We start from the raw sequence: 17,963 nt of genomic DNA, 5'->3' as shown, positions 1-17,963 counted from the left end.
TGGCCTACGCCGCGTGGCTTCAAGTCCCCACGCCCAGGCGCTCGTGCGCCCAGGCCACGCGCCCTTCCACCAGCGTCATCACCGGCCAGCCCTGCAGCTTCCAGCCCGCCCAGGGGCTGAACTTGGCCTTGGAGGCGAACTCGGCGGGGTTTACCGCCCGCTCGCTGTGGGGGTCGAAGAGCATCAGGCTGGCCTCGGCGCCGGCCTCGAGGCGGACGGGGGGGAGGCTCAGCACGCGGCGGGCGCCGTCGGTGAAGCGCTCGAGCAGCGTGGGCAGCGGGAAGCCGCGCCCCAGCACCAGCTCGGTGTAGAGCAGCGGCCAGGCCACCTCGATGTTGGCGATGCCGAAGGGGGCGCGCAGCAGATCCTGCTCCTTCTCGGCCAGGGTATGGGGGGCGTGGTCGGTGCCGATGCAGTCAATGGTGCCCTCGAGCAGCCCCGCCATCAGCGCCTCGGCGTCACCCTGGGTGCGCAGCGGGGGCGCGACCTTGTAGACGGGATCGAGGCTTTCCAGGGCGGCGTCGGTGAGGGTGAGGTGGTGCGGCCCGACCTCGGTGGTCACGGGCAGCCCTTCGGCCTTGGCCTGGCGGATGAGCTCGAGGCCCCGCCGGGTCGAGAGGTGCTGGACGTGCAGAAGGGTCGAGGGCTGTTGGCCCTCCCTACGGGACATCACGTAGCGGACGATCTCGAGGTCCCGGGCGATGCGGGCGGCCTCCGCCGCCGCCGGGTTGCCGGGGAGGCCGAGCCGGTAGGAGAGGGGGCCCTCGTTCATCACCCCGCCCCGTCGCAACCCCGCGTCCTCGGCGTGGACCGAGACCACCAGGCCCCAGCTCGCCGCGTAGCTCAGGCCCAGCGCCAGCACGCCCGCGTCCTCGTTGGTGCGCCCGTCGTCGGTGAGCATGATGGCCCCGGCCTCCTTGAGCAGCCGGGCCTCGGTGAGGAGCTTGCCCTCCTGGCCCTGGGTGAGGGCTGCCGCCGGGTAGAGCCGGGCGTAGCCCAGGTTGCGGGCCTTCTCGACCAGCGCCATCACCGCCTCGGGGGTGTCCACCGGGGGCGTGGTGTTGGGCATGGACGCCACGTCGGTGTAGCCCCCGCGCAGCGCGGCCAGCAGGCCCGTCGCCAGCTCCTCCTTGACCTCCTGCCCCGGCTCGCGCAGGTGGGCGTGGGGGTCGCACAGCCCCGGCGTGAGCACCAGCCCGTCCGCCTCGAGCACGCGCTCCGCGTCGCCGCCCTCGAGCCCCAGGATCTTCCCCTCGCCGATCAGCACGTCGGCCTTGCCGTGTTCGCCCCGGCTGTCCAGCAGCCGGACATTCTTGATGAGCAGTTCACCTTTCATTAGCGCTCCTTCGTCGCGCGCGAATCGCTAATAGCCGATAGCACAGGGTTCTCCGGCTACTGGCGACGAGCTATCGGCCGTCAGCCCCTTCTCCCCACCAGAAGGTGGTAGAGCACCGCCATCCGCACCGCCTGCCCGTTGGCGACCTGCCGCTCGACCAGGCTGCGCTCGGACTCGGCCAGGGTGCCCTCGAGCTCGAGGTCGCGGTTCATGGGGCCGGGGTGCAGCAGGGGGGCGTCGGGTCTGGCCCAGCCCAGGCGCTCGCGGGTGATCTGGTAACCGGCGATGTACTCGGGCTCGCTCGGCAGCAGGCCCTTGTCCATGCGCTCCTTCTGCAGGCGCAGCGCCATCACCGCGTCGGCGTCCTGCAGGGCCTCGCGCAGGTCGGTGGTGAGGCGGGCCTTGGGCAACTCGCCCGGCAGCAGGGTCGCGGGGCCGCACAGCCAGACATCGGCGCCCAGCATGGGGAGCAGCTCGGCGTTGGAGCGGGCCACGCGGGAGTGCAGAATGTCGCCCACGATGGCGATTTTCTTGCCCTCGAGGGTTCCCAGGCGCTCGAGCAGGCTGAAGGCGTCGAGCAGGGCCTGGGTGGGGTGGGCCCGCCAGCCGTCGCCCGCGTTGATCACGGGCTTACCCAGCCACTTCACGGCCTGGTGGGGCACCCCGGCGGCGTCCACCCGGATCACGTAGGCGTCGATGCCCATGGCGTCGAGGGTCAGCAGGGTGTCCTTGTAGCTCTCGCCCTTGGCCATCGAGGAGGTCGCGCCGCTGAAGCTCAGCACGTCGGCCGACATGCGCCGCGCGGCGAGCTCGAAGGAGAGTCGGGTGCGGGTGGAGCTCTCGAAGAAGACGGTGGCGACGGTGAAGCCGGTGAGGGCCGGGACCTTCTTCACGGGGCGCTCGAGCACCTCCTGCATCATGCGGGCGGTCTCGAAGAGGCTTTCGACCTGCGCCCGGCTCCAGCCCTGGAAGTCGAGGAGGTGTTTGGGTTTTTCAGTGCTCTGCTCCATCGCGATCACTCCAGCTCCCATAGCTCGACCGCCTCCTCCCCGTCGGTTTCCTGCACCTTGACCTTGACCACCTCGCTCTTGGAGGTGGGCAGGTTCTTGCCCACGAAGTCGGCCCGGATGGGCAGCTCGCGGTGCCCCCGGTCCACCAGCACCGCCAGGTAGATGCGGCTGGGGCGGCCCAGGTCGATGAGCGCGTCGAGCGCGGCCCGCGCGGTGCGCCCGGTGAAGAGCACGTCGTCCACGAGCACCACCGCCTTGCCGGAGAGGTCGAAGGGGATGCGGGTCTCGCGCACCTTGGGCTGCAAGCCGATCTCGGTGAGGTCGTCGCGGTAGAGGGTGATGTCGAGGATGCCCATGGGCACCTCCACCCCCTCGAACTGCCGCACCAGCTCGCGCAGGCGCTCGGCCAGGGTGATGCCGCGGGTGTGGATGCCCACGAAGCAGAGCCTGTCGGTGCCCTTGTTCTTCTCCACCACCTCGTGGGCGATGCGGGTGAGGGCACGGCGGATCTCGTCGGCGCTGAGGATGCGGGACTTGAAGTTCAAGGCGACCTCCGGGCTACAAAAAAAACGCACCCCTGGGGTGCGTACGGCTTCGGGTTGTGACCTACTCGTTCCACCTTTTTCCTCCTTTCCAGCCTCACGGGACTGGCCTTAAAGGTCTGGTCCAGGGTACGCCGCCCCCCGTGCTCCCGTCAAGCGGCGGTTTTATTCCGGCTGCTCTTCAGATATGCTTTAGTCACGGCGTAGATTATGCTGCGGGTGCGTATAATTGCGCTGCCTCACGGCCTATGCGACTCCCCAGCCCCACTCGAGAGTTCCCCGCCTCCTCGCTGCTGCTCAACTACCGCCCGGTCCTGAGCGGGCGCATCGTGCTGCCGCGCATCGGCCGCCCGGTGGCCGAGATGATCCTGAAGGCCAGCCCCGCGGCCTCGAGGCCCGAGCCCGGCCAGCCGGTGGTGCTCGACCTCGAGTACGGCCCCGAGTTCTACATGAGCGTGCTCTCGGTGCTCGAGGACCAGGGCCTGTGGCGGCTGCGGCTGGTAGGGGGCACCGGCGGGCTCTCGCGCAACGTCGAGGCCAAGCACTACGGCCGGGCGCGCGCCGCCGAGGTCATCGAAGACCTGCTGGCCGAGGTGGGCGAGCGCGTGGGCAACGTGGAGAGCAGCGTGGTGCTGCCCAACTGGCTCCGCCAGGAGGGGCTGGCCTACCAGGCCCTCGAGGCGCTGATGGTCAACCTCAACAAGACCTGGCGCATGGACAACAAGGGCCTGGTGTGGGTGGGCGAGGAGACCTGGCCCGTCTACGCCGAGAAGGTCCCGCTGGCCGAGTACTACGTCCACCAGGCTAAAGTCCGGCTCGAGGGCCTCCAACCCTGCCTGACCCCCGGCGTCGAACTCTTCGCCCACGGCCTCGGCTTCGACGGCAAGGTGGGCCGGGTCGAACGGGTGATCCACCACTTCGGGCTCGAGTCGTATACGGAAGCGCTGTGTTGGTGAGGGGAAGCGGTAAGCCGTCAGCGGTCAGCCATCAGCCGTCAGTTCGTGGTAAACCCCACCCCTTCCCTCCCCGCACGCGGGGAGGGTTTATCCCCCCTGCCCCCCTTGCTAAGGGGGGTAAACAAAGGGCGTCTGGCGTCTTGCGTCTTGCGTTTTGCGTCTGGCGTTTGGCGTACGACGTAGGACGTACGACGTACAACCCGCGCCCAGCGTTCACCCCAAAAGCATCGCCCCCAGCTTTCTGCCCACGCCTGTATGGAGTAACCTAATACGGCAATGCGGATTCTGCACACCGCCGATTGGCACCTGGGCAAACTGCTCAAGGGCACCGAGCGCACGGCCGAGATCGCGGCGGCGCTCGAGGAGCTGCTCAGGCTCGTCCGTTCCGAGCGCATCGACTTGGTGTTGGTCTCGGGCGACCTCTTCGACCGGCCGCAGGTGACCACCGAGGCCGAGGGGGCCGCCTTCAGCTTTTTCTACCGCCTGCAGGAGATGAAGGTCCCGGCGCTGGTGATCGCCGGGAACCACGACTCGAGGGACCGCCTCGAGGCCCTCTCGCCCCTGCTCTCGCTCGCCGGGGCCACCGTGCGCGGCGAGGTCAAGCTGGCCGGGCGGGGCGGCGTGGTCGAGATGGCGGGGGGACGGGCGGCCATGCTGCCCTTCCTCTCCGAGCGGCGGCTGGTCAAGGCCCAGATGCTGCTCGAGGGCGACGGCACGCTGTGGAAGGGTGCTTACTCCGAGGGCATGAAGCGGGTCTTCGCCAATCTCTCCACCGAGCTCAACTCCGGCGTCAACCTCATGCTCGCCCACCTCACCGTCGAGGGCAGCCGCCTGGGCGGGGGTGAGTTCGAGTTCCACTGCACCAACAGCTACGCCGTCGAGAAGTCGGCCTTCCCCTCGCAGCTCTCTTACGTGGCGCTGGGCCACATCCACCGCCAGCAGCAGGTCGCGGAAGCCCCGGTGGCCTGGTACCCGGGCTCGCTGGTGCAGCTCGACTTCGGCGAGGGGGAGAACGCCCCGCGCGGGGCCCTGATCGTCGAGCTCGAGCCCGGCGTTCCGCCTAAGGTCACGCAGGTCAACGAGCGCTGGGGCAAGCCCCTGCGCAGCTTCAAGGTCAAGGTCGAAGACCTCGACCGCCGCCTCGAGGAGCTCGCCACCTTCCCCGGCTGGGCCAAGCTCGTCATCGAGGGCCGCGGCAACCCCCGCCTGCGCGAGGACCTCTTCCGCCGCTTCCCCCACCTGCTCGACGTGGTCTTCGAGCTCCCCGAGCTCGAGCGCCCCCGCAAAGCCCTGCCCGTGCAGGAGGAGTGGGACTGGCTCGAGGCCTACACCGAGTACTCCCGCGAAACCTACGCCGCCGAGCCCGAAGAGAGCCTGCTGCGGGCTTTCCAGCAGGTCTACGAGGAAGTCCACGCGGGGGAGGGGCTATGAGGGCCCTGCGTCGTACGCCAGACGCCAGACGCAAAACGCTAAACGCGAGACGCCTTGGCGTTCGGCGTTCGGCGTTCGGCGTTGAGCAGACCTCTTGGAGGTCCTCATGAGGCCCCTCAAGCTGCGCCTGCAGGGTTTCGGGCCCTACCTCGAGCCCCAGGAGATCCAGTTCGACGACGTGGAGCTCTTCGCCATCACCGGGCCCACCGGGGCGGGGAAGAGCACCCTGCTCGACGCGATCACCTTCGCGCTCTACCGCGAGACGCCCCGGGCGGGGGCCAAGGGCCACGACGCGCTGCGGCACCCGGCGGCCGAGCAGGCCAAGATCGAGCTCGAGTTCACCTCCCCCGACGCCTCGAGCCAGATCCAGACCTGGCGCGTGGTGCGGGTGATCGGCAAGGAGAACCAGAGCCGCCTGGAGTACCTCGAGCGCGGCGACTGGCGCATGCACGCCGCCTCCGAGAAGGTGGCCGCGCTCAACAGCCAGGTCACGAGCCTGCTGGGGGGGATGGACTTCACCACCTTCACCCGGGCCATCCTGCTGCCGCAGGGGCAGTTCGACCTCTTCCTGCGCGGCGTGCCCAAGGAGCGGCGCGAGCTGCTGATGAAGCTCTACGGCCTCGAGCGCCTGCGCGACATGCGCGAGCGGGTGGGCGAGCACCTCAAGGAGGCGCGGGAGAAGCTCAACCTCATCGACGGCGAGCTCCGGGGCCTCGCCGAGGCCGAGGAGGGCCGCCTGGAGGCCATGCGCGACGAGATCGGGCGGCTCGAGGCCGAGGAGGCGCGGCTCAGCCGGGAGGCCGAGCAGGCCCAGCGGGCTTTGGCCGAGGCCCACAAGCGCTACGAGCAGTTCAGCGAGCTCGAGGGGCTGCGCCGCCGCCAGCGCAACTGGGAGGGCCAGCAGGCCGAGATGGCGCGCCTACGCGAGCGGCTCGAGCGCGCCGACCAGGCCGAGCGGGTGTGGCCGCAGGTCGAGAGCGTGGAGGCCGCCCGCCGCGAGGCCGAGACCGCCCAGGGGGCCCTGGTGCGCCTGCAGCAGGGCCTCGAGCGCAGCCGGGCCGAGGTCGAGCGGCTGCGCGCGCAGTACGACGGCAACGTGCTCGAGCAGGTCAAGCTCGAGCTGGCCGGCCTCCCGCTGCTCAAGGACCAGTCCGAGCGGCTGCGGCGCTACGGCGGCGACCTGCGCCTGTCCCACCCCGACCCCCTCGACTTCGACGAGGCCCGCCTCGACGCCCTGCGCGAGGGCGAGCGCAGCCTGAGCGAGCGGGCGCGGCTGCAACGGCTGCTTGAGCAGGCCCAATCCCGCTTCGCCCAGGCCCAGTCGGCGCTGGAGGCCCAGACCAAGCAGGTCCGGGACCTCACCCTCGAGCTCGACTCCCTCAAGACGCTCGGCCAGGACGCGCGCGAGCTCTACGAGCAGGCCCGGCGGCGCCGCGAGGACGCCGAGCGGGCAGCGGGCATCCAAGCCCACCGCCACCTGCTGGCCGTGGGCGAGCCCTGCCCGCTGTGCGCGCAGGTGGTGGCGCAACTGCCCCCCGAGGTCGAGCTCAACCTGCAGGGCCTCCAGCAGGCCGAGCGCGAGGCCGAGGAGAACCTCCGGCGCCTGCGCGAGGACTTCCAGGGCAAGCAGGGCCAGCTCAAGACCCTGCGCGAACAGCTCCCCCAGGCCCAGCAAGCCCTCGCCCAGCAGGAGCAGGACCTCGACGACCTCCAGCGCCAGCTCGAGGCCCTCGTCCAGGCCACCGGCGGGCTCGAGGCCGCCGACATCCAGCAGGAGCGCCAGCGCCGCCTGGCCGGGCTCGCCGCCGCGATCCGCGCCGCCACGGGGGGCCTCGAGGTGACGGCCTACGCCGCCCGGCTGCAGGAGCGCCAGCGCCAGCTCGAGGCCCTCGCCGCCGAGCTGCAGCAGCGGGAGAGGGAGTGCTCCGACGCCGAGCGCCAGCTCACCGCCCAGACCCAGGTGGCCCAGGAGCGCCACCGCGCCCTCGAGCGCCTCGAGGCCAGCCTGCTCTCGCTCCTGGCCGAGGCCGCCTTCGCCGACCACCAGGCCGTGAAGGCCGCCCGCATGAGCCCCGCCGAGCGCCACGCCCTCGAGCAGCGCCACCAGGAGCACCAGCGCGAGGGCATCGCCATCGCCGAGGGCCTCAAGCGCCTGGAACACGAGCTCAAGGGGCTCGAGCCCGTGGACGAGGCCGCGCTGCGCCTCCAGCGCGAGACCCTGGAGACCCTGCGCCAGTCGGCCCGCGCCGCCCACGGCAAGGCCGAGGGGCTCAAGGCCGACCTCAAGCGCGCCGAGGCCCAGCTCCAGAAGCGGCGCGAGCTCGAGGGCCAGCAGGCCAAGCTGGTGCGCGAGGTGGACGTGTGGGAGCGGCTGGAGCGCGACCTGCGCGGCGACCGCTTCCAGGACTTCTTGCTCGAGCGCTACCAGTCGGGCCTGCTCCAGCGGGCCAGCGAGCTCATGAACGAGCTCTCGCAAGGCCGCTACGCCTTCCGCCTGGAGGACAGCGAGTACGCCGTGGAGGACCGCTGGACCGAGTCGGTGCGCACGGTGCGCACGCTCTCGGGCGGGGAGAGCTTCCTGGCCTCGCTCTCGCTGGCGCTCTCCCTCTCCGAACACCTCTCCAAAGGCCGCATGGGCGCGCTCTTCCTCGACGAGGGCTTCGGCACGCTCGACGTGGAGACCCTCGAGCAGGTTGCGGGCGTGCTCGAGGCCCTCCCCACCCAGGGCCGGCTGGTGGGGGTGGTCACCCACGTCGAAGCCCTCGCCGAGCGCCTGCCCGCGCGGCTGCGGGTGGAGAAGAGCCCGGCGGGCAGCAAGATCCGCTGGTCGGACAATTGAAGGCGGGCCGTAGCGCCAAAGTGCCCCGGAAGGCATACAATAGCCGCTTGGGTTGGTGCTACCTTGTCGAGCCGAATCCTGCGCAACGCCGCCATCACCATGCTGGGCACCTTCTCGAGCCGGGTGCTGGGCCTGGTGCGCCAGATCGTCATCAACAACCTCTTCCCGCCCCTGCTCACCGACGCCTTCAACATCGCCACCCGCGTCCCTAACCTCTTCCGCGAGCTGGTGGCCGAGGGGGCCGTCACCAACGCCTTGGTGCCCGTGCTCAGCGGCCTCCCCGCCGGCGAGGGGGAGGTCTTCAAGCGCCGCTTCGCCGCGCTGCTGCTGACGCTGAACCTGCTGCTGCTGGGCGCGGGGCTGCTGCTGGCCCCCGCCGTCGCGGGCTGGCTGGTGGACGCCTCGAGCCCCTACGCCCAGGGCCCCAACTTCGACCTCCTGGTCTACCAGATCCGGCTGGTGATGCCCTTCCTGCTGTTCATCTCGATGGCCGCGCTGTTCTCGGCCTTCCTGCAGTCGCAGGAGCGCTTCGGGGCGGTGGCCTTCGCGCCGCTGGCGCTCAACGTGGTGTCCATCGCGGTCATGCTGGTCTGGCCGGGGAGCGCCACCGCGCTGGCCCTGTCCTACACCCTGGGCGCTTTGGTCCAGGCGGCCGTGCTGCTGCCCTCGCTCCGCGGCTTCGGGGTGGAGTTCAGGAGCCACCCGGCCATCCGCGACGCCCTGTGGCGCATGGGGCCCTTCGCCTTCACCACCAGCCTGCGCCAGTTCCTCAACCTGGTGCTCACCAACGTCCTCACCCGCTACGCGGTGGGGGCCCAGACCGCCTTCATCAACGCCGAGGTGATCTTCCAGACCGCCCTGGGCATCCTGGCCGTCTCGCCCGCGATGGCCCTCTACCCCCGCCTGACCCAGATGGGCGCCGCCCAGGACTACGCGGGGATGCGGGGGCTGCTCGAGCGCTCCATCCCCCGCCTCGCCGTGCTGCTGGGCTTCGCCGGGGCCATGATGGTGGCCCTGGCCCCCTGGATCGTGGGCGCCATCTTCTCCTTCGGCGGCCTCGACCCCCGGGTGCGGGAGTTCACGGTGGCGGTGCTGCTGGCCTACGGCCTCGCGCTGCTGCCGTGGGGGGTCAACCAGCTCATGCTGCGGGCGTTCTACGCCGCCAACGAGATCCGGCGGGCCGTGCAGGTGTCGGTGGTCATCTTCGGCCTCAACACCCTGGGCTACTGGCTGTTGCGCGACGCGGGGCTGTTCTGGCTCAACCTCTCGACGGCGGCCGCGGGCCTGGTCGGGCTGCTGGCCTACGGGGTACGGCTCGAGCGGCTCTCGATCCTCTCGCTGCGCTGGCTGCTGGAACTCCTGCTGCGCGTCGCGGCGGCGGCGGCCCCGGCCGGGTTCCTGGCCTACGTGGCGGCCCGGCCCTTCGGCACGCCCGCCCTCTTCCTCGACAACTTGCCCCCCCTGGCGCTGGGGGGGCTGGTGGGGCTGACGGCCTTCGTGGTCTTCGCGCGGGTGCTGCGCCTGCCGCTGCGGCTGCGCTAGCTAGGCCGCGTGCTCGGCGGGCCGCGTCGGGACGTAGGCGTTGCCCTGGCAGTAGGTGCACACCCGGCCGCGGGCCTCTTCCTCCAGGCACCGGGGGCAGGGCTCGAGCGCCTCGCCGCTCTGCCGGTCCTCCACGCGCAGCAATCGCCAGCCCATCTGTTCGCACAGCTGTTCGGCACGGCACAACGCCCGGGAGAGCCGGGGCGCTTCCTTGGGGGAGAGCAGGATCTCGAAGGGTTGACCGGCATCCTCGAAGCAGATCACGAAGTTCACTTGGTCCGAAGCCATTGCTCCTCCGAAAGCGGTAGCTCGAGCGATCCGCGGAGCTACTCGACTAGAGCCTATAGCCCGGGCCTAAAATGAAACCAAAACCGCTCAGCCACGCAGCTCGCGCAGGGCTTCGGCCATGCAGCGCCGCGCTTTGGCCGCCATCTCCGGGTTGCCGAGGCGTTCGTAGGCCGCGATGAGCCCCTGCCAGGCGCGCTCGGAGTAGGGGTCGAGGGCGAGGGCGTGGCGGTAGGCCACCAGCGCCAGGGGCGAGTTCTCCTGCTCCTGCTGCTCGGCCACCAGGGTCCACAACTCGTGCTGGTAACGTTCGACCTCGGAGCGCTCCACGGGGAAGAGGTCGGCCAGGTCGGGGAGCCAGGGCTCGCTGTGCCGCTGGATGAAGTCCTCGAGCCCCGGCTCGGAGGTTTCCACGAAGGCTTTCGCCCGCTTGACGAACTCGCGGTAGTCGAGCACGACCGGGAAGTTGAGGGATAGCTGGCTCTTGCTCGAGCAGATGAGCTGGGGGAAGAGCAGTCCCCGCAGCTTGGAGACGGCATTCTGCAGCGAGTCGAGCGGGTTGTTGAGCTCGCCCCACAACTGCTCGGCCAGCACCTCCCGGTTCTGCGGCCGCTCGTGCAGGGCGAGGGCGAGCAGCAAGGCCGCGATCTTCTTGGTCGGGAAGTCGGCGAGGGTGAGCGTCTTGCCCAGGAAGGAGACCTTGAACCCCCCGAAGGTCTGGACCGTGACCGGGAAGGCGGCCCAGCACGACGGGTCGGCCTTGATCAAAGGCAGCCAGTGGTGGCTGTAGTAGGGGTGCCTCAGGAGCAGCCCGTAGCCGTTCTGCTGGCACAGGCTGAGGGCTTCCCGCAACGACTCCAGATCCCCTTTGAGCATGAGCAACTGCGCCACGTCGAACATCGCCCCCGCCTCGCGGGCCTCCTCGAGGGTGGGCTCGAGGGGGCTCAGCCCCTGGCGCACGGCCTCGGTCTTATAGCCGAAGGTGATGTTGGCGGCTCGAGCCAAGTGCTCTTTGGCGGCCTTGCGGTTCCCACGCCGGAATTCAACCTGACTCATTACTAAGTGAGCCTCTCCCCGTACGTTGGCTTCCGGAAAGGTTTCAATGACAGAGGCGGACAACTGGCGAGCCAGGATCAGATCGTTCTCAAGGTAGGCTACCTGAGCGCGGATTACGTCGGCATACTTCTCCATGCGGGAGTTGCCGATCTCTCGAGCCTTGTTCCTGGCGTTCAGGGTAATCTCCTTGGCTTTGTCGAGCTCCCCTAGCATCAGGTGAATTCTGCCGAGGTTGGCGTGGATGATCGAGCTCTGGTGAATAGGCCGCAATTGCTGGAATTCGCCTAACGCCCGTAGGGGGTAACCCGCAAAGACTTTTGCATTTATCAGGTTCTCGGTGCTGGAGGACTCCTCAGTGGAGTTTCCCAGCTCGCGGTATATCGAAATGGCATTTGCTAGGTACTCAGCACCGGCGCTGTAACGGTGGGTGTGTAGTAAGGCAATGCCAAGATTATGCAAGAGATGGCCCTGGAGCGGAGAACGGGTGGATTTACTCACCCCATCACTAAGAAGCTCGATCGATCTCGAGAAGTCACCCCGCATACCGTAGGCAACCCCCAAAGCGTTAATGACCCATAGCTGGAACTTGGGAGAGGCGGCCTCGAGCAGCTTTTCGAACTGCTCGATGGCAGGCTCTATATCGCCGGATGAGCGTTGTGCCAGGGCTACGAGGTATCGGAAGATTTCGTGATACCGATAGTTCGGGGGGACTCTGTTCAAGTGCTCCTGTAGGGCGTGTGGTCCCGTCCTCGGCATGTAGGTCTCGACGATCCGCTCGAGGTACGCCTCCCATAGCCCGTGTTCGCCGAGAATTTCCAGCGCGGGCTCGAGGTGCCTCGAGCTCAAAATCTGGGCCACCTCGAGCGCCCGCTCGGGCGACAGGGGGCGGAAAAGGAGCCGGCGCAGCAGGGCGGGCAGGCGGTAGCCCTGGTCGGCGGCGTAGAGGAGGCCCCGGTCGTAGAGTTCGGCGATGAGCTCGGCCTCGAGCTCGAGCAGGCCGTAGAGCTCGGGGACCAGGACGGGGCTCGAGGCCAGCCGGGTCAGGGCCTCGCGCGGGAGGTCCTGGGGGAGGAAGCGGCCCAGGTGGGCGCGGGTGAGGGGGTGCTCGAGGAGGCAGAAAACGTCGGGGCGCTTGGCGAGCTGGGCCGCGATCAGCAGGCCCTCGGGCCAGCCCTGGCTCAGGCGGTAGCTTTCCTCGGCGTAGCCTTCGCGGGCGGTGGCGAGAGCCCCTAGCCACTCGGCCTTGGTGTAGATGAGGTCGGTTTCGTGCAGGAACAGGGCCTCGCCGGGGCAGCCGGGGTGGACGGACTCCAGGTCACGGCGTCTTCGGGGGATGAAGAGGCAGGGTTCGCGGCTGAGGTCTGCCGGGGAGGTCACGATCCGGCGGTTGTTGCGGCGGGCCCACAGCGCCAGCACCTGCTGCCCGAACCCCACCCCGGCGGGAGCCACCACCAGCCGGGGAGCGGTTCGGAGGAGCCTTCGCAGACCGGGCCGCAGACCTAACACGGTGCCATTCTAACGAAGCGGTGCCGGGCTGGAGGGTTATGGGGTCAGGCGGTGGCGGTCGCGGGGGAAGGCCCGCGCGTAGCGCACGTTGGGAAGGCCCAGGAGCTTCTGCGTGATGCGCTCGGCGCCGATGGCGAAGCCGCCGTGCGGGGGCATGCCGTACTTGAAGACCTCGAGGTAGCCCGTGAAGTTCGCGGGGTCGTTGCCCTTCTTCTTCAGGGCCTCGACCAGCATGTCGTACTGGTGGATGCGCTGGCCGCCGCTGGTGATCTCGAGGCCGCGGAAGAGCAGGTCGAAGCCCCGGGTGGAGCCGTCGCCCTCGGGGTAGGCGTAGAAGGGGCGGGCGGCTTCGGGGTACTTGGTGACGAAGAGGAAGTCCACGCCCCACTTCTCCTTCGCCCACTGGCCCAGCGCCCGCTCGGCCTCCTCGTTGAAGTCGGCGCCCACGGGCATGCCCAGCTCCTCGCGCAGGATGCGGCGGGCTTCGGGGTGTTCCAGGCGCGGCATCTCGGCGGTGTTGGGCCACTCGACCTCGAGCATCCCCACCGCGTCGGCGGCGCCCTCGCGGGCTTCATCGAGCATGGCCCTCAGCAGGGCCTCCTCGAAGTCGATCACGTCGTGCTCGCTTTCGATAAAACCCATCTCCACGTCGAGGGAGAGGTACTCGTTGAGGTGGCGGCTGGTGGCGTGCTGCTCGGCGCGGAAGACCGGGGCCACCTCGTAGACCCGCTCGTACACCCCCACCATGATCTGCTTGTAGAGCTGGGGCGACTGCGCCAGGTAGGCCCGCTGCTCGAAGTAGTCGATGGCGAAGAGGTTGCTACCGCCCTCGGCGCCCGCCGAGACGATTTTGGGGGTGTAGATCTCGGTGAAGCCCTGGGCGTCGAGGAAGTTGCGGAAGCCCCGCACCAGCGCGGCCTGCACCTTGAGCGCGGCGCGGGCCTTCTCGCCCCGCAGGCTCACGTAACGATACTCGAGCAGCGTCTCCGGGTTGACGCGCCACTCCTCCTTGGGGATCTCGATGGGGGAGGGCTCGAGGGCAGGGGTGAGCACCTCGAGGCCGTTGGCCAGCACCTCGTAGCCGCCCGGGGCCTTGGTGTTTTGCACCACCTCGCCGCTGACGCGCAGGCAGGACTCGGCCAGGGGCAGGTCCACGCCCTTCTCCACCACCACCTGCACGATGCCGGTACGGTCGCGCAGCAGGACGAACTGGATGCCGCCGAGGTCGCGCTTCCAGTGCAACCAGCCCTGCAGGGTGACCTTCTCGCCGATCTTGTTGGGCACTTCCTTGACCAGTGTGCGTGACATCTGCCTCTCTCCTTCGCCGCCAGCGGGAACTGAAAAACCCCCCGGTACAACAGCAAGTACCGGGGGGCAATGTCGCTACCCCCGCTATGGATTGTCGTCCCGACGGCGCAACATCTTGCCGGATAGTCTAAGTGCGACTTCTCACCAGGTCAAGGTGGAGGGCTGAACGCCGTACGCCAAACGCCAAACGCCAAACGCCAAACGCAAGACGCAAAACGCAAGACGCAAGACGCAAGACGCAAGACGCAAGACGCCTTGTCACCCCCCTTAGCAAGGGGGGCTGGGGGGATATCCCCTCCCCGCCGCCGGGGAGGGGTTTACCACGGGCCACAGGCCACAAGCTGACCACTGACCGCTGACCGCTTATCGCTTCTCGCTTCCGGCCTTCCGGACGAGCGCCAGGATCTCATCGCCGTAGCGGTCGGCCTTGCGGGGGCCGAAGCCCTTGATCTGGGTGAGTTCCTCGAGGGTGGTGGGCAGGGCGTCGGCGATGGCGGCGAGTTGGGCGTCGTGGGCGATGATGTAGGGGGGGAGGTTTTCGGCGCGGGCTTTCTGGCTGCGCCAGTCGCGCAGGGCCTGGTAGAGCGCTTCGTTGGCGGCGGTGGGCCGTGGCCGGGCGGGCGCTTCGGGTTGGGGCTTCTCGAGGCCGGCGGCGGGCTGCGGCGGTTCGGCCTCGCCCTCGTAGAAGACCAGGACCGACCACACCGGGGCGGAGCCGGCCACGAGGGCGCTGGAAACCTGGATGGGTTGGACGCGCTCGAGGAAGTCGTTGAGCCGTTGGAGGTCGAGGCTCTGGCGCTCGTCGAGGCGGATGGTGAACGCCTGGCAACGCATGGAAGTATTCTAGCCCGCGGTAGGCGGTAGGCAACGAGCCTTCAAGCGGGGGTGAAGCCGAAGCAGCGCTGGGCGTTGGCGTCGGTGACGCGCTCCATCTCGGCGGCGCTCAGGCCGCGCACTTCGGCCAGCTTTTCCAGGGTGTGGCGCACGTAGGCGGGCTGGTTGCGCTTGCCCCGGTGGGGCTCGGGGGGGAGGAAGGGGGTATCGGTCTCGACCATCAGGCGCTCGAGGGGGAGTTGCCGGGCCGCTTCGCGCACCCGGGTGTTCTTCTTGTAGGTGAACGGCCCCGCGAAGCTGAAGTAGGCGCCGGCCTCGAGCCCCGCCTCCGCCAGCGCGGGGTGCCCGCCGAAGGCGTGCAGCACGACCTTAGGCGGCCGGTTGCGCCGGAGCCACTCGGCCACCTCGAGCTCGGCCCGGTCGTCGCCCTGGGCGCTGCGCACGTGCAGGACCAGGGGCAGGCCGAGCTCGGCGGCGAGTTCGGCCTGCCAGTCGAGGGCTTCGTACTGTTGGGGGCGGGTCTGGGGGGTCCAGTAAAAGTCCAGCCCGCTCTCCCCGACGGCCCGCACCCGCTCGTGGCGGGCGAGCTCGAGGGTTTCCTCCCGGTATTCGCGCCAGCGCTCGGCCTCGGTGGGGTGTATCCCCACGGCCGCCCAAACGTTGGGGGCAGAGCCGGCGATCTCCAGGTTGCGGCGGGACTTGGCGGGCTCGGTGCCGATGGTCAGCATCGCACGGAAGCCCCGGGCGGCCTCGAGGGCCCCCGCGAGCTCGGCGGGCTCGAGGTAGTCGAGGTGGCAGTGAGTATCGGTCACGCTCAATAGCCTAATGGTAGGTCGAGGGGCGATAGCGGATAGCCGGGCGCGGGTCGTGCGTCGTACGTCGTACGTCCTACGTCGTACGCCAAACGCCAAACGCAAGACGCAAAACGCAAGACGCAAAACGCCCTGGCCCTCGACCCTCGACGGCGGTGGGGAGGGTCCTTTCACCACGAGCCACACGCCTTTCGCCCTTGCTTTTGGCTATTGGCTATCAGCTATCAGCTATCGACTATCGACTATCGACTATCGACGGCATGAGCCTTCCGTCATCCCGGACCCGCAACCCGATGCCCGCTTCCCACTAGAATGGCCTCATGAAGCCCCTCTGCGCCGGGCTCGTGCTGCTGCTGGTCGCCTGTGTTCCGGTTTTGCAGGAGGTGGACCCGGCCCGCCCGCCGGAAGCGGGCAACTGGGGGCCTAACCCCGCGGCGGTGGAGTGGTGGTACGTGTCGGGCTATCTGCCCGACGACGGGATTGCCTTCCACTGGGCCATCTTCAAAGGGTACTTCACCCCCCGGCTGGGGCCGGCGTTCTTCGGCTTCCTGTACCCCGGGCCCTTCCACGCCTCGCACCTCGCCCTGACCGACCTGCGCGCCGACCGCAAGCTCCTCGACGAGCGCTTCGACTTCCGCCAGGACGTGCCCCGCGGCGATGCCGTCATCGAGTTCCCGCCGCTGCGCATCGAGCAGGGGGACTGGAAGCTGGTGCAGGAGGGGGCGAGCTACCGGCTCGTGGCGGGGCCGCTCGACCTGCGGCTCACCCCCAGAAAGCCCGCCGTGGTGCACCCGCCCGGCTACTCGGGCGCCGGGGAAGTGGGGCGCATGTACTACGTCTCCTACACCCGGCTGGGCCTCGAGGGGCGCATCAACGGCCGCGCGGTGCAGGGGGAGGCCTGGATGGACCACCAGTGGGGCGAGCAGCTTTCCGGGAGGGACGCCTTGTGGGACTGGTTCGGGCTGCACCTCTCCGACGGCAGCGACCTCATGCTCTACCGGGTCAAGAAGCCGCCGGGTGCCGGGCAGACCGACGGGGAGGTGGCGCAACTGGCGGGGAGCCGGACCGACCCCCAGGGGCGGATCGCCGGGCTCCGAAACCTGCGCATGACCCCGCTCGAGCGCTGGACCTCGCCCAGCGGGCGCAGCTACGCGCTGTCCTGGCGGGTCGAGGCCGAGGGGCTGGAGCTCGAGCTCGCCCCAGTGCGCCGGGACCAGGAATTGCTCACCACCTCCACGGGCGTAGCCTACTGGGAGGGCCCGGTGCGGGGGCGGGGCACCTGGCAGGGAAGCCCGGTCGAGGCCAGGGGGATGGGCGAGTTCGTGGCGGGCACCTACTCGCCGGTGGCGATGAACTTGGGCACGCTGCTGCCCGGGCGGTAGAAGGTCACGTTGGCCGAGAGCTTGCTGCCCCTGACCTGGAGGGTGTAGCTGCTCTCGGCGGCCACGGTGCCCAGCTCACAGCCCTGGCCGCGCCCCTGGGGGCGGCAGCGGGCGTCCTGGACGCTGAGGCCATCGCCCCCGACGAACAGGGCCACCTCTTCGGCCGCCGCCTTCCCGGCGAAGAAGATCACGCTGGCCTCGGTGGCGCTCGAGCGCACGATGCTCAGCCGCGCGCTCTCGTCGTTGAAGAGGCAGCCTGCCAGCAGCAGGGCCCCGGCCCAGCCCAACACCCAGCGTCTCCACATACGCAGCTCCTTCACATCAGCCCCGCGTCGCGCAGCGCGGTGTCGAGCTTCTCCTGCAGCTCGAGCCGCCGCTTGGCGGAGATCCGCAGGTTGCCGTCCTGGATCAAGCTTCCCAGCACGTCGACCAGGGCGGGCCGGACGGCGTTGAGCGCGGCCTGGGGGATGCCGCTGGGGAAGCGGGCGACTAGGAAGTCGAAGACGATGTTGAAGAATGTGTCCAGTAAATTCATGGGGCTCCTCTGGCGGCCGCGATGGGCGCGGCCCCGGTTATACGAACCGGGGCTATTGTAGGGGAGGCTGCTCGGCCGGGCGCCTCCGCCGCGTCTCCGCGGCGTCTTGGTTTCAGCCGCGCAGGCCCGCGCCGTAGAGGCCGGCCTGGGTGCGGGCCTGGATCATCAGCTTCTCGAGCTTGCCCGCCTTGCGCAGGCGCCCGATGAGGTTCTCGAGCACCTCGAGGTCGCTCGACTCCGCGAACTGCTCCTTGTGGTCGCGGGTCATGTACCACAGGGCCTGGGCCTCGGCGCCGGGCGGGAGGCCGCCGGTGCGGATGTCCCAGTGGATGAAGTAGCCGTTCACCAGCGCCCGCGCCAGGTTGTCCTTGATCACGTACTCGATGTTGCCGGCGTGGCCCATGCGGGGCAGGAGCCCCTGGGCCAGCGCCTCGGTGAGCTCGAGGCCGGCCGTCTTGGGCCGCAGCTCGCGCAGAGCCTGCTTCACCAGGCGGTGGTGGTGCTCGAGGAGGCCCTGCAGCCACACGCTGTCGGCGTCGCCGGCCGGGGCGGGGGCGGGGGCAGGGGGCTGCGCCGGGCGGGGGGCCGG

General features: G+C 69.4%; 16 protein-coding genes. 5 read left to right on the top strand and 11 right to left on the bottom strand.

Annotated features, from left to right (window positions below; translation table 11 throughout):
• Positions 1 to 19: 19 nt before the first annotated feature.
• From MEICH_RS0116645 to pyrR, 3 genes are all read right to left on the bottom strand, one after another.
• Complete coding sequence (locus MEICH_RS0116645; RefSeq protein ID WP_027893532.1) at positions 20 to 1,336, bottom strand: dihydroorotase; 1,317 nt, start codon at positions 1,334 to 1,336, stop codon at positions 20 to 22.
• Between the two features lie 80 nt (positions 1,337 to 1,416).
• On the bottom strand, positions 1,417 to 2,367 hold the full coding sequence (locus MEICH_RS0116640; protein ID WP_245587697.1) for an aspartate carbamoyltransferase catalytic subunit: 951 nt from the start codon (positions 2,365 to 2,367) through the stop codon (positions 1,417 to 1,419).
• On the bottom strand, positions 2,352 to 2,891 hold the full coding sequence (gene pyrR / locus MEICH_RS0116635) for a bifunctional pyr operon transcriptional regulator/uracil phosphoribosyltransferase PyrR (RefSeq protein WP_027893530.1): 540 nt from the start codon (positions 2,889 to 2,891) through the stop codon (positions 2,352 to 2,354). Before pyrR ends, MEICH_RS0116640 begins: the two co-directional genes overlap by 16 nt.
• A gap of 245 nt (positions 2,892 to 3,136) precedes the next feature.
• Here pyrR and MEICH_RS0116630 point away from each other — a divergent pair, with 245 nt between their 5' ends.
• The 4 genes from MEICH_RS0116630 to murJ all read left to right on the top strand — a co-directional run bounded on the left by MEICH_RS0116630 (position 3,137) and on the right by murJ (position 9,656).
• Entirely contained in the window at positions 3,137 to 3,844 is a 708-nt protein-coding gene (locus tag MEICH_RS0116630; protein ID WP_027893529.1) for a hypothetical protein, read from the top strand.
• 276 nt (positions 3,845 to 4,120) lie between these two features.
• Positions 4,121 to 5,275: a metallophosphoesterase family protein gene (locus MEICH_RS0116625; protein WP_027893528.1), complete on the top strand. Its 1,155-nt coding sequence runs from the start codon at positions 4,121 to 4,123 to the stop codon at positions 5,273 to 5,275.
• 106 nt (positions 5,276 to 5,381) lie between these two features.
• A complete protein-coding gene (locus MEICH_RS0116620; RefSeq protein ID WP_027893527.1) occupies positions 5,382 to 8,114 on the top strand; it encodes an AAA family ATPase in 2,733 nt (910 codons plus the stop codon).
• A gap of 63 nt (positions 8,115 to 8,177) precedes the next feature.
• Positions 8,178 to 9,656 (top strand): murein biosynthesis integral membrane protein MurJ, encoded by a 1,479-nt coding sequence (gene murJ / locus MEICH_RS0116615; RefSeq protein ID WP_084542394.1) that lies wholly within the window; start codon positions 8,178 to 8,180, stop codon positions 9,654 to 9,656.
• On the opposite strand, the gene MEICH_RS0116610 is transcribed toward murJ, so the two are convergent.
• From MEICH_RS0116610 to MEICH_RS0116590, 5 genes are all read right to left on the bottom strand, one after another.
• Entirely contained in the window at positions 9,657 to 9,944 is a 288-nt protein-coding gene (locus tag MEICH_RS0116610; RefSeq protein ID WP_027893525.1) for a hypothetical protein, read from the bottom strand.
• 87 nt (positions 9,945 to 10,031) lie between these two features.
• Positions 10,032 to 12,503, bottom strand: coding sequence for an AfsR/SARP family transcriptional regulator (locus MEICH_RS0116605; protein WP_027893524.1), 2,472 nt, complete (start codon positions 12,501 to 12,503; stop codon positions 10,032 to 10,034).
• Positions 12,504 to 12,539: 36 nt separating this feature from the next.
• On the bottom strand, positions 12,540 to 13,811 hold the full coding sequence (gene aspS, locus MEICH_RS0116600; protein WP_027893523.1) for an aspartate--tRNA(Asn) ligase: 1,272 nt from the start codon (positions 13,809 to 13,811) through the stop codon (positions 12,540 to 12,542).
• A gap of 363 nt (positions 13,812 to 14,174) precedes the next feature.
• Positions 14,175 to 14,645: an HRDC domain-containing protein gene (locus MEICH_RS0116595; RefSeq protein WP_027893522.1), complete on the bottom strand. Its 471-nt coding sequence runs from the start codon at positions 14,643 to 14,645 to the stop codon at positions 14,175 to 14,177.
• A gap of 41 nt (positions 14,646 to 14,686) precedes the next feature.
• On the bottom strand, positions 14,687 to 15,457 hold the full coding sequence (locus MEICH_RS0116590) for a TatD family hydrolase (RefSeq protein ID WP_027893521.1): 771 nt from the start codon (positions 15,455 to 15,457) through the stop codon (positions 14,687 to 14,689).
• A gap of 320 nt (positions 15,458 to 15,777) precedes the next feature.
• Here MEICH_RS0116590 and MEICH_RS0116585 point away from each other — a divergent pair, with 320 nt between their 5' ends.
• On the top strand, positions 15,778 to 16,839 hold the full coding sequence (locus MEICH_RS0116585) for a lipocalin family protein (protein ID WP_027893520.1): 1,062 nt from the start codon (positions 15,778 to 15,780) through the stop codon (positions 16,837 to 16,839).
• On the opposite strand, the gene MEICH_RS0116580 is transcribed toward MEICH_RS0116585, so the two are convergent.
• The 3 genes from MEICH_RS0116580 to MEICH_RS0116570 all read right to left on the bottom strand — a co-directional run.
• Positions 16,791 to 17,144, bottom strand: a complete 354-nt coding sequence (locus MEICH_RS0116580) for a hypothetical protein (RefSeq protein ID WP_147372959.1) — start codon at positions 17,142 to 17,144, stop codon at positions 16,791 to 16,793. The two genes, MEICH_RS0116585 and MEICH_RS0116580, sit on opposite strands and share 49 nt — an antisense overlap.
• An 11-nt stretch (positions 17,145 to 17,155) precedes the next feature.
• Entirely contained in the window at positions 17,156 to 17,374 is a 219-nt protein-coding gene (locus tag MEICH_RS0116575) for a hypothetical protein (protein WP_027893518.1), read from the bottom strand.
• A 112-nt stretch (positions 17,375 to 17,486) separates the two neighbouring features.
• A partial coding sequence (locus tag MEICH_RS0116570) for a hypothetical protein (protein ID WP_027893517.1) occupies positions 17,487 to 17,963 on the bottom strand: 477 nt, incomplete at its 5' end.

The sequence above is a fragment of the Calidithermus chliarophilus DSM 9957 genome, from assembly GCF_000430045.1.
In the GTDB taxonomy this organism is placed as follows: Bacteria; Deinococcota; Deinococci; order Deinococcales; family Thermaceae; genus Calidithermus; species Calidithermus chliarophilus.
The sequence above is the reverse complement of the archived record's forward strand: the minus strand, read 5'-3'. Positions and strand labels throughout refer to the sequence as shown.

Coding starts and splice junctions, on each gene's coding strand:
- MEICH_RS0116585 (WP_027893520.1), top strand. CDS start 15,778: ATGAAGCCCCTCTGCGCCGGGCTCGTGCTGCTGCTGGTCGCCTGTGTT.
- MEICH_RS0116610 (WP_027893525.1), bottom strand. CDS start 9,944: ATGGCTTCGGACCAAGTGAACTTCGTGATCTGCTTCGAGGATGCCGGT.
- MEICH_RS0116595 (WP_027893522.1), bottom strand. CDS start 14,645: ATGCGTTGCCAGGCGTTCACCATCCGCCTCGACGAGCGCCAGAGCCTC.
- MEICH_RS0116640 (WP_245587697.1), bottom strand. CDS start 2,367: ATGGGAGCTGGAGTGATCGCGATGGAGCAGAGCACTGAAAAACCCAAA.
- MEICH_RS0116630 (WP_027893529.1), top strand. CDS start 3,137: ATGCGACTCCCCAGCCCCACTCGAGAGTTCCCCGCCTCCTCGCTGCTG.
- MEICH_RS0116625 (WP_027893528.1), top strand. CDS start 4,121: ATGCGGATTCTGCACACCGCCGATTGGCACCTGGGCAAACTGCTCAAG.
- MEICH_RS0116580 (WP_147372959.1), bottom strand. CDS start 17,144: ATGTGGAGACGCTGGGTGTTGGGCTGGGCCGGGGCCCTGCTGCTGGCA.
- MEICH_RS0116575 (WP_027893518.1), bottom strand. CDS start 17,374: ATGAATTTACTGGACACATTCTTCAACATCGTCTTCGACTTCCTAGTC.
- MEICH_RS0116620 (WP_027893527.1), top strand. CDS start 5,382: ATGAGGCCCCTCAAGCTGCGCCTGCAGGGTTTCGGGCCCTACCTCGAG.
- MEICH_RS0116645 (WP_027893532.1), bottom strand. CDS start 1,336: ATGAAAGGTGAACTGCTCATCAAGAATGTCCGGCTGCTGGACAGCCGG.
- aspS (WP_027893523.1), bottom strand. CDS start 13,811: ATGTCACGCACACTGGTCAAGGAAGTGCCCAACAAGATCGGCGAGAAG.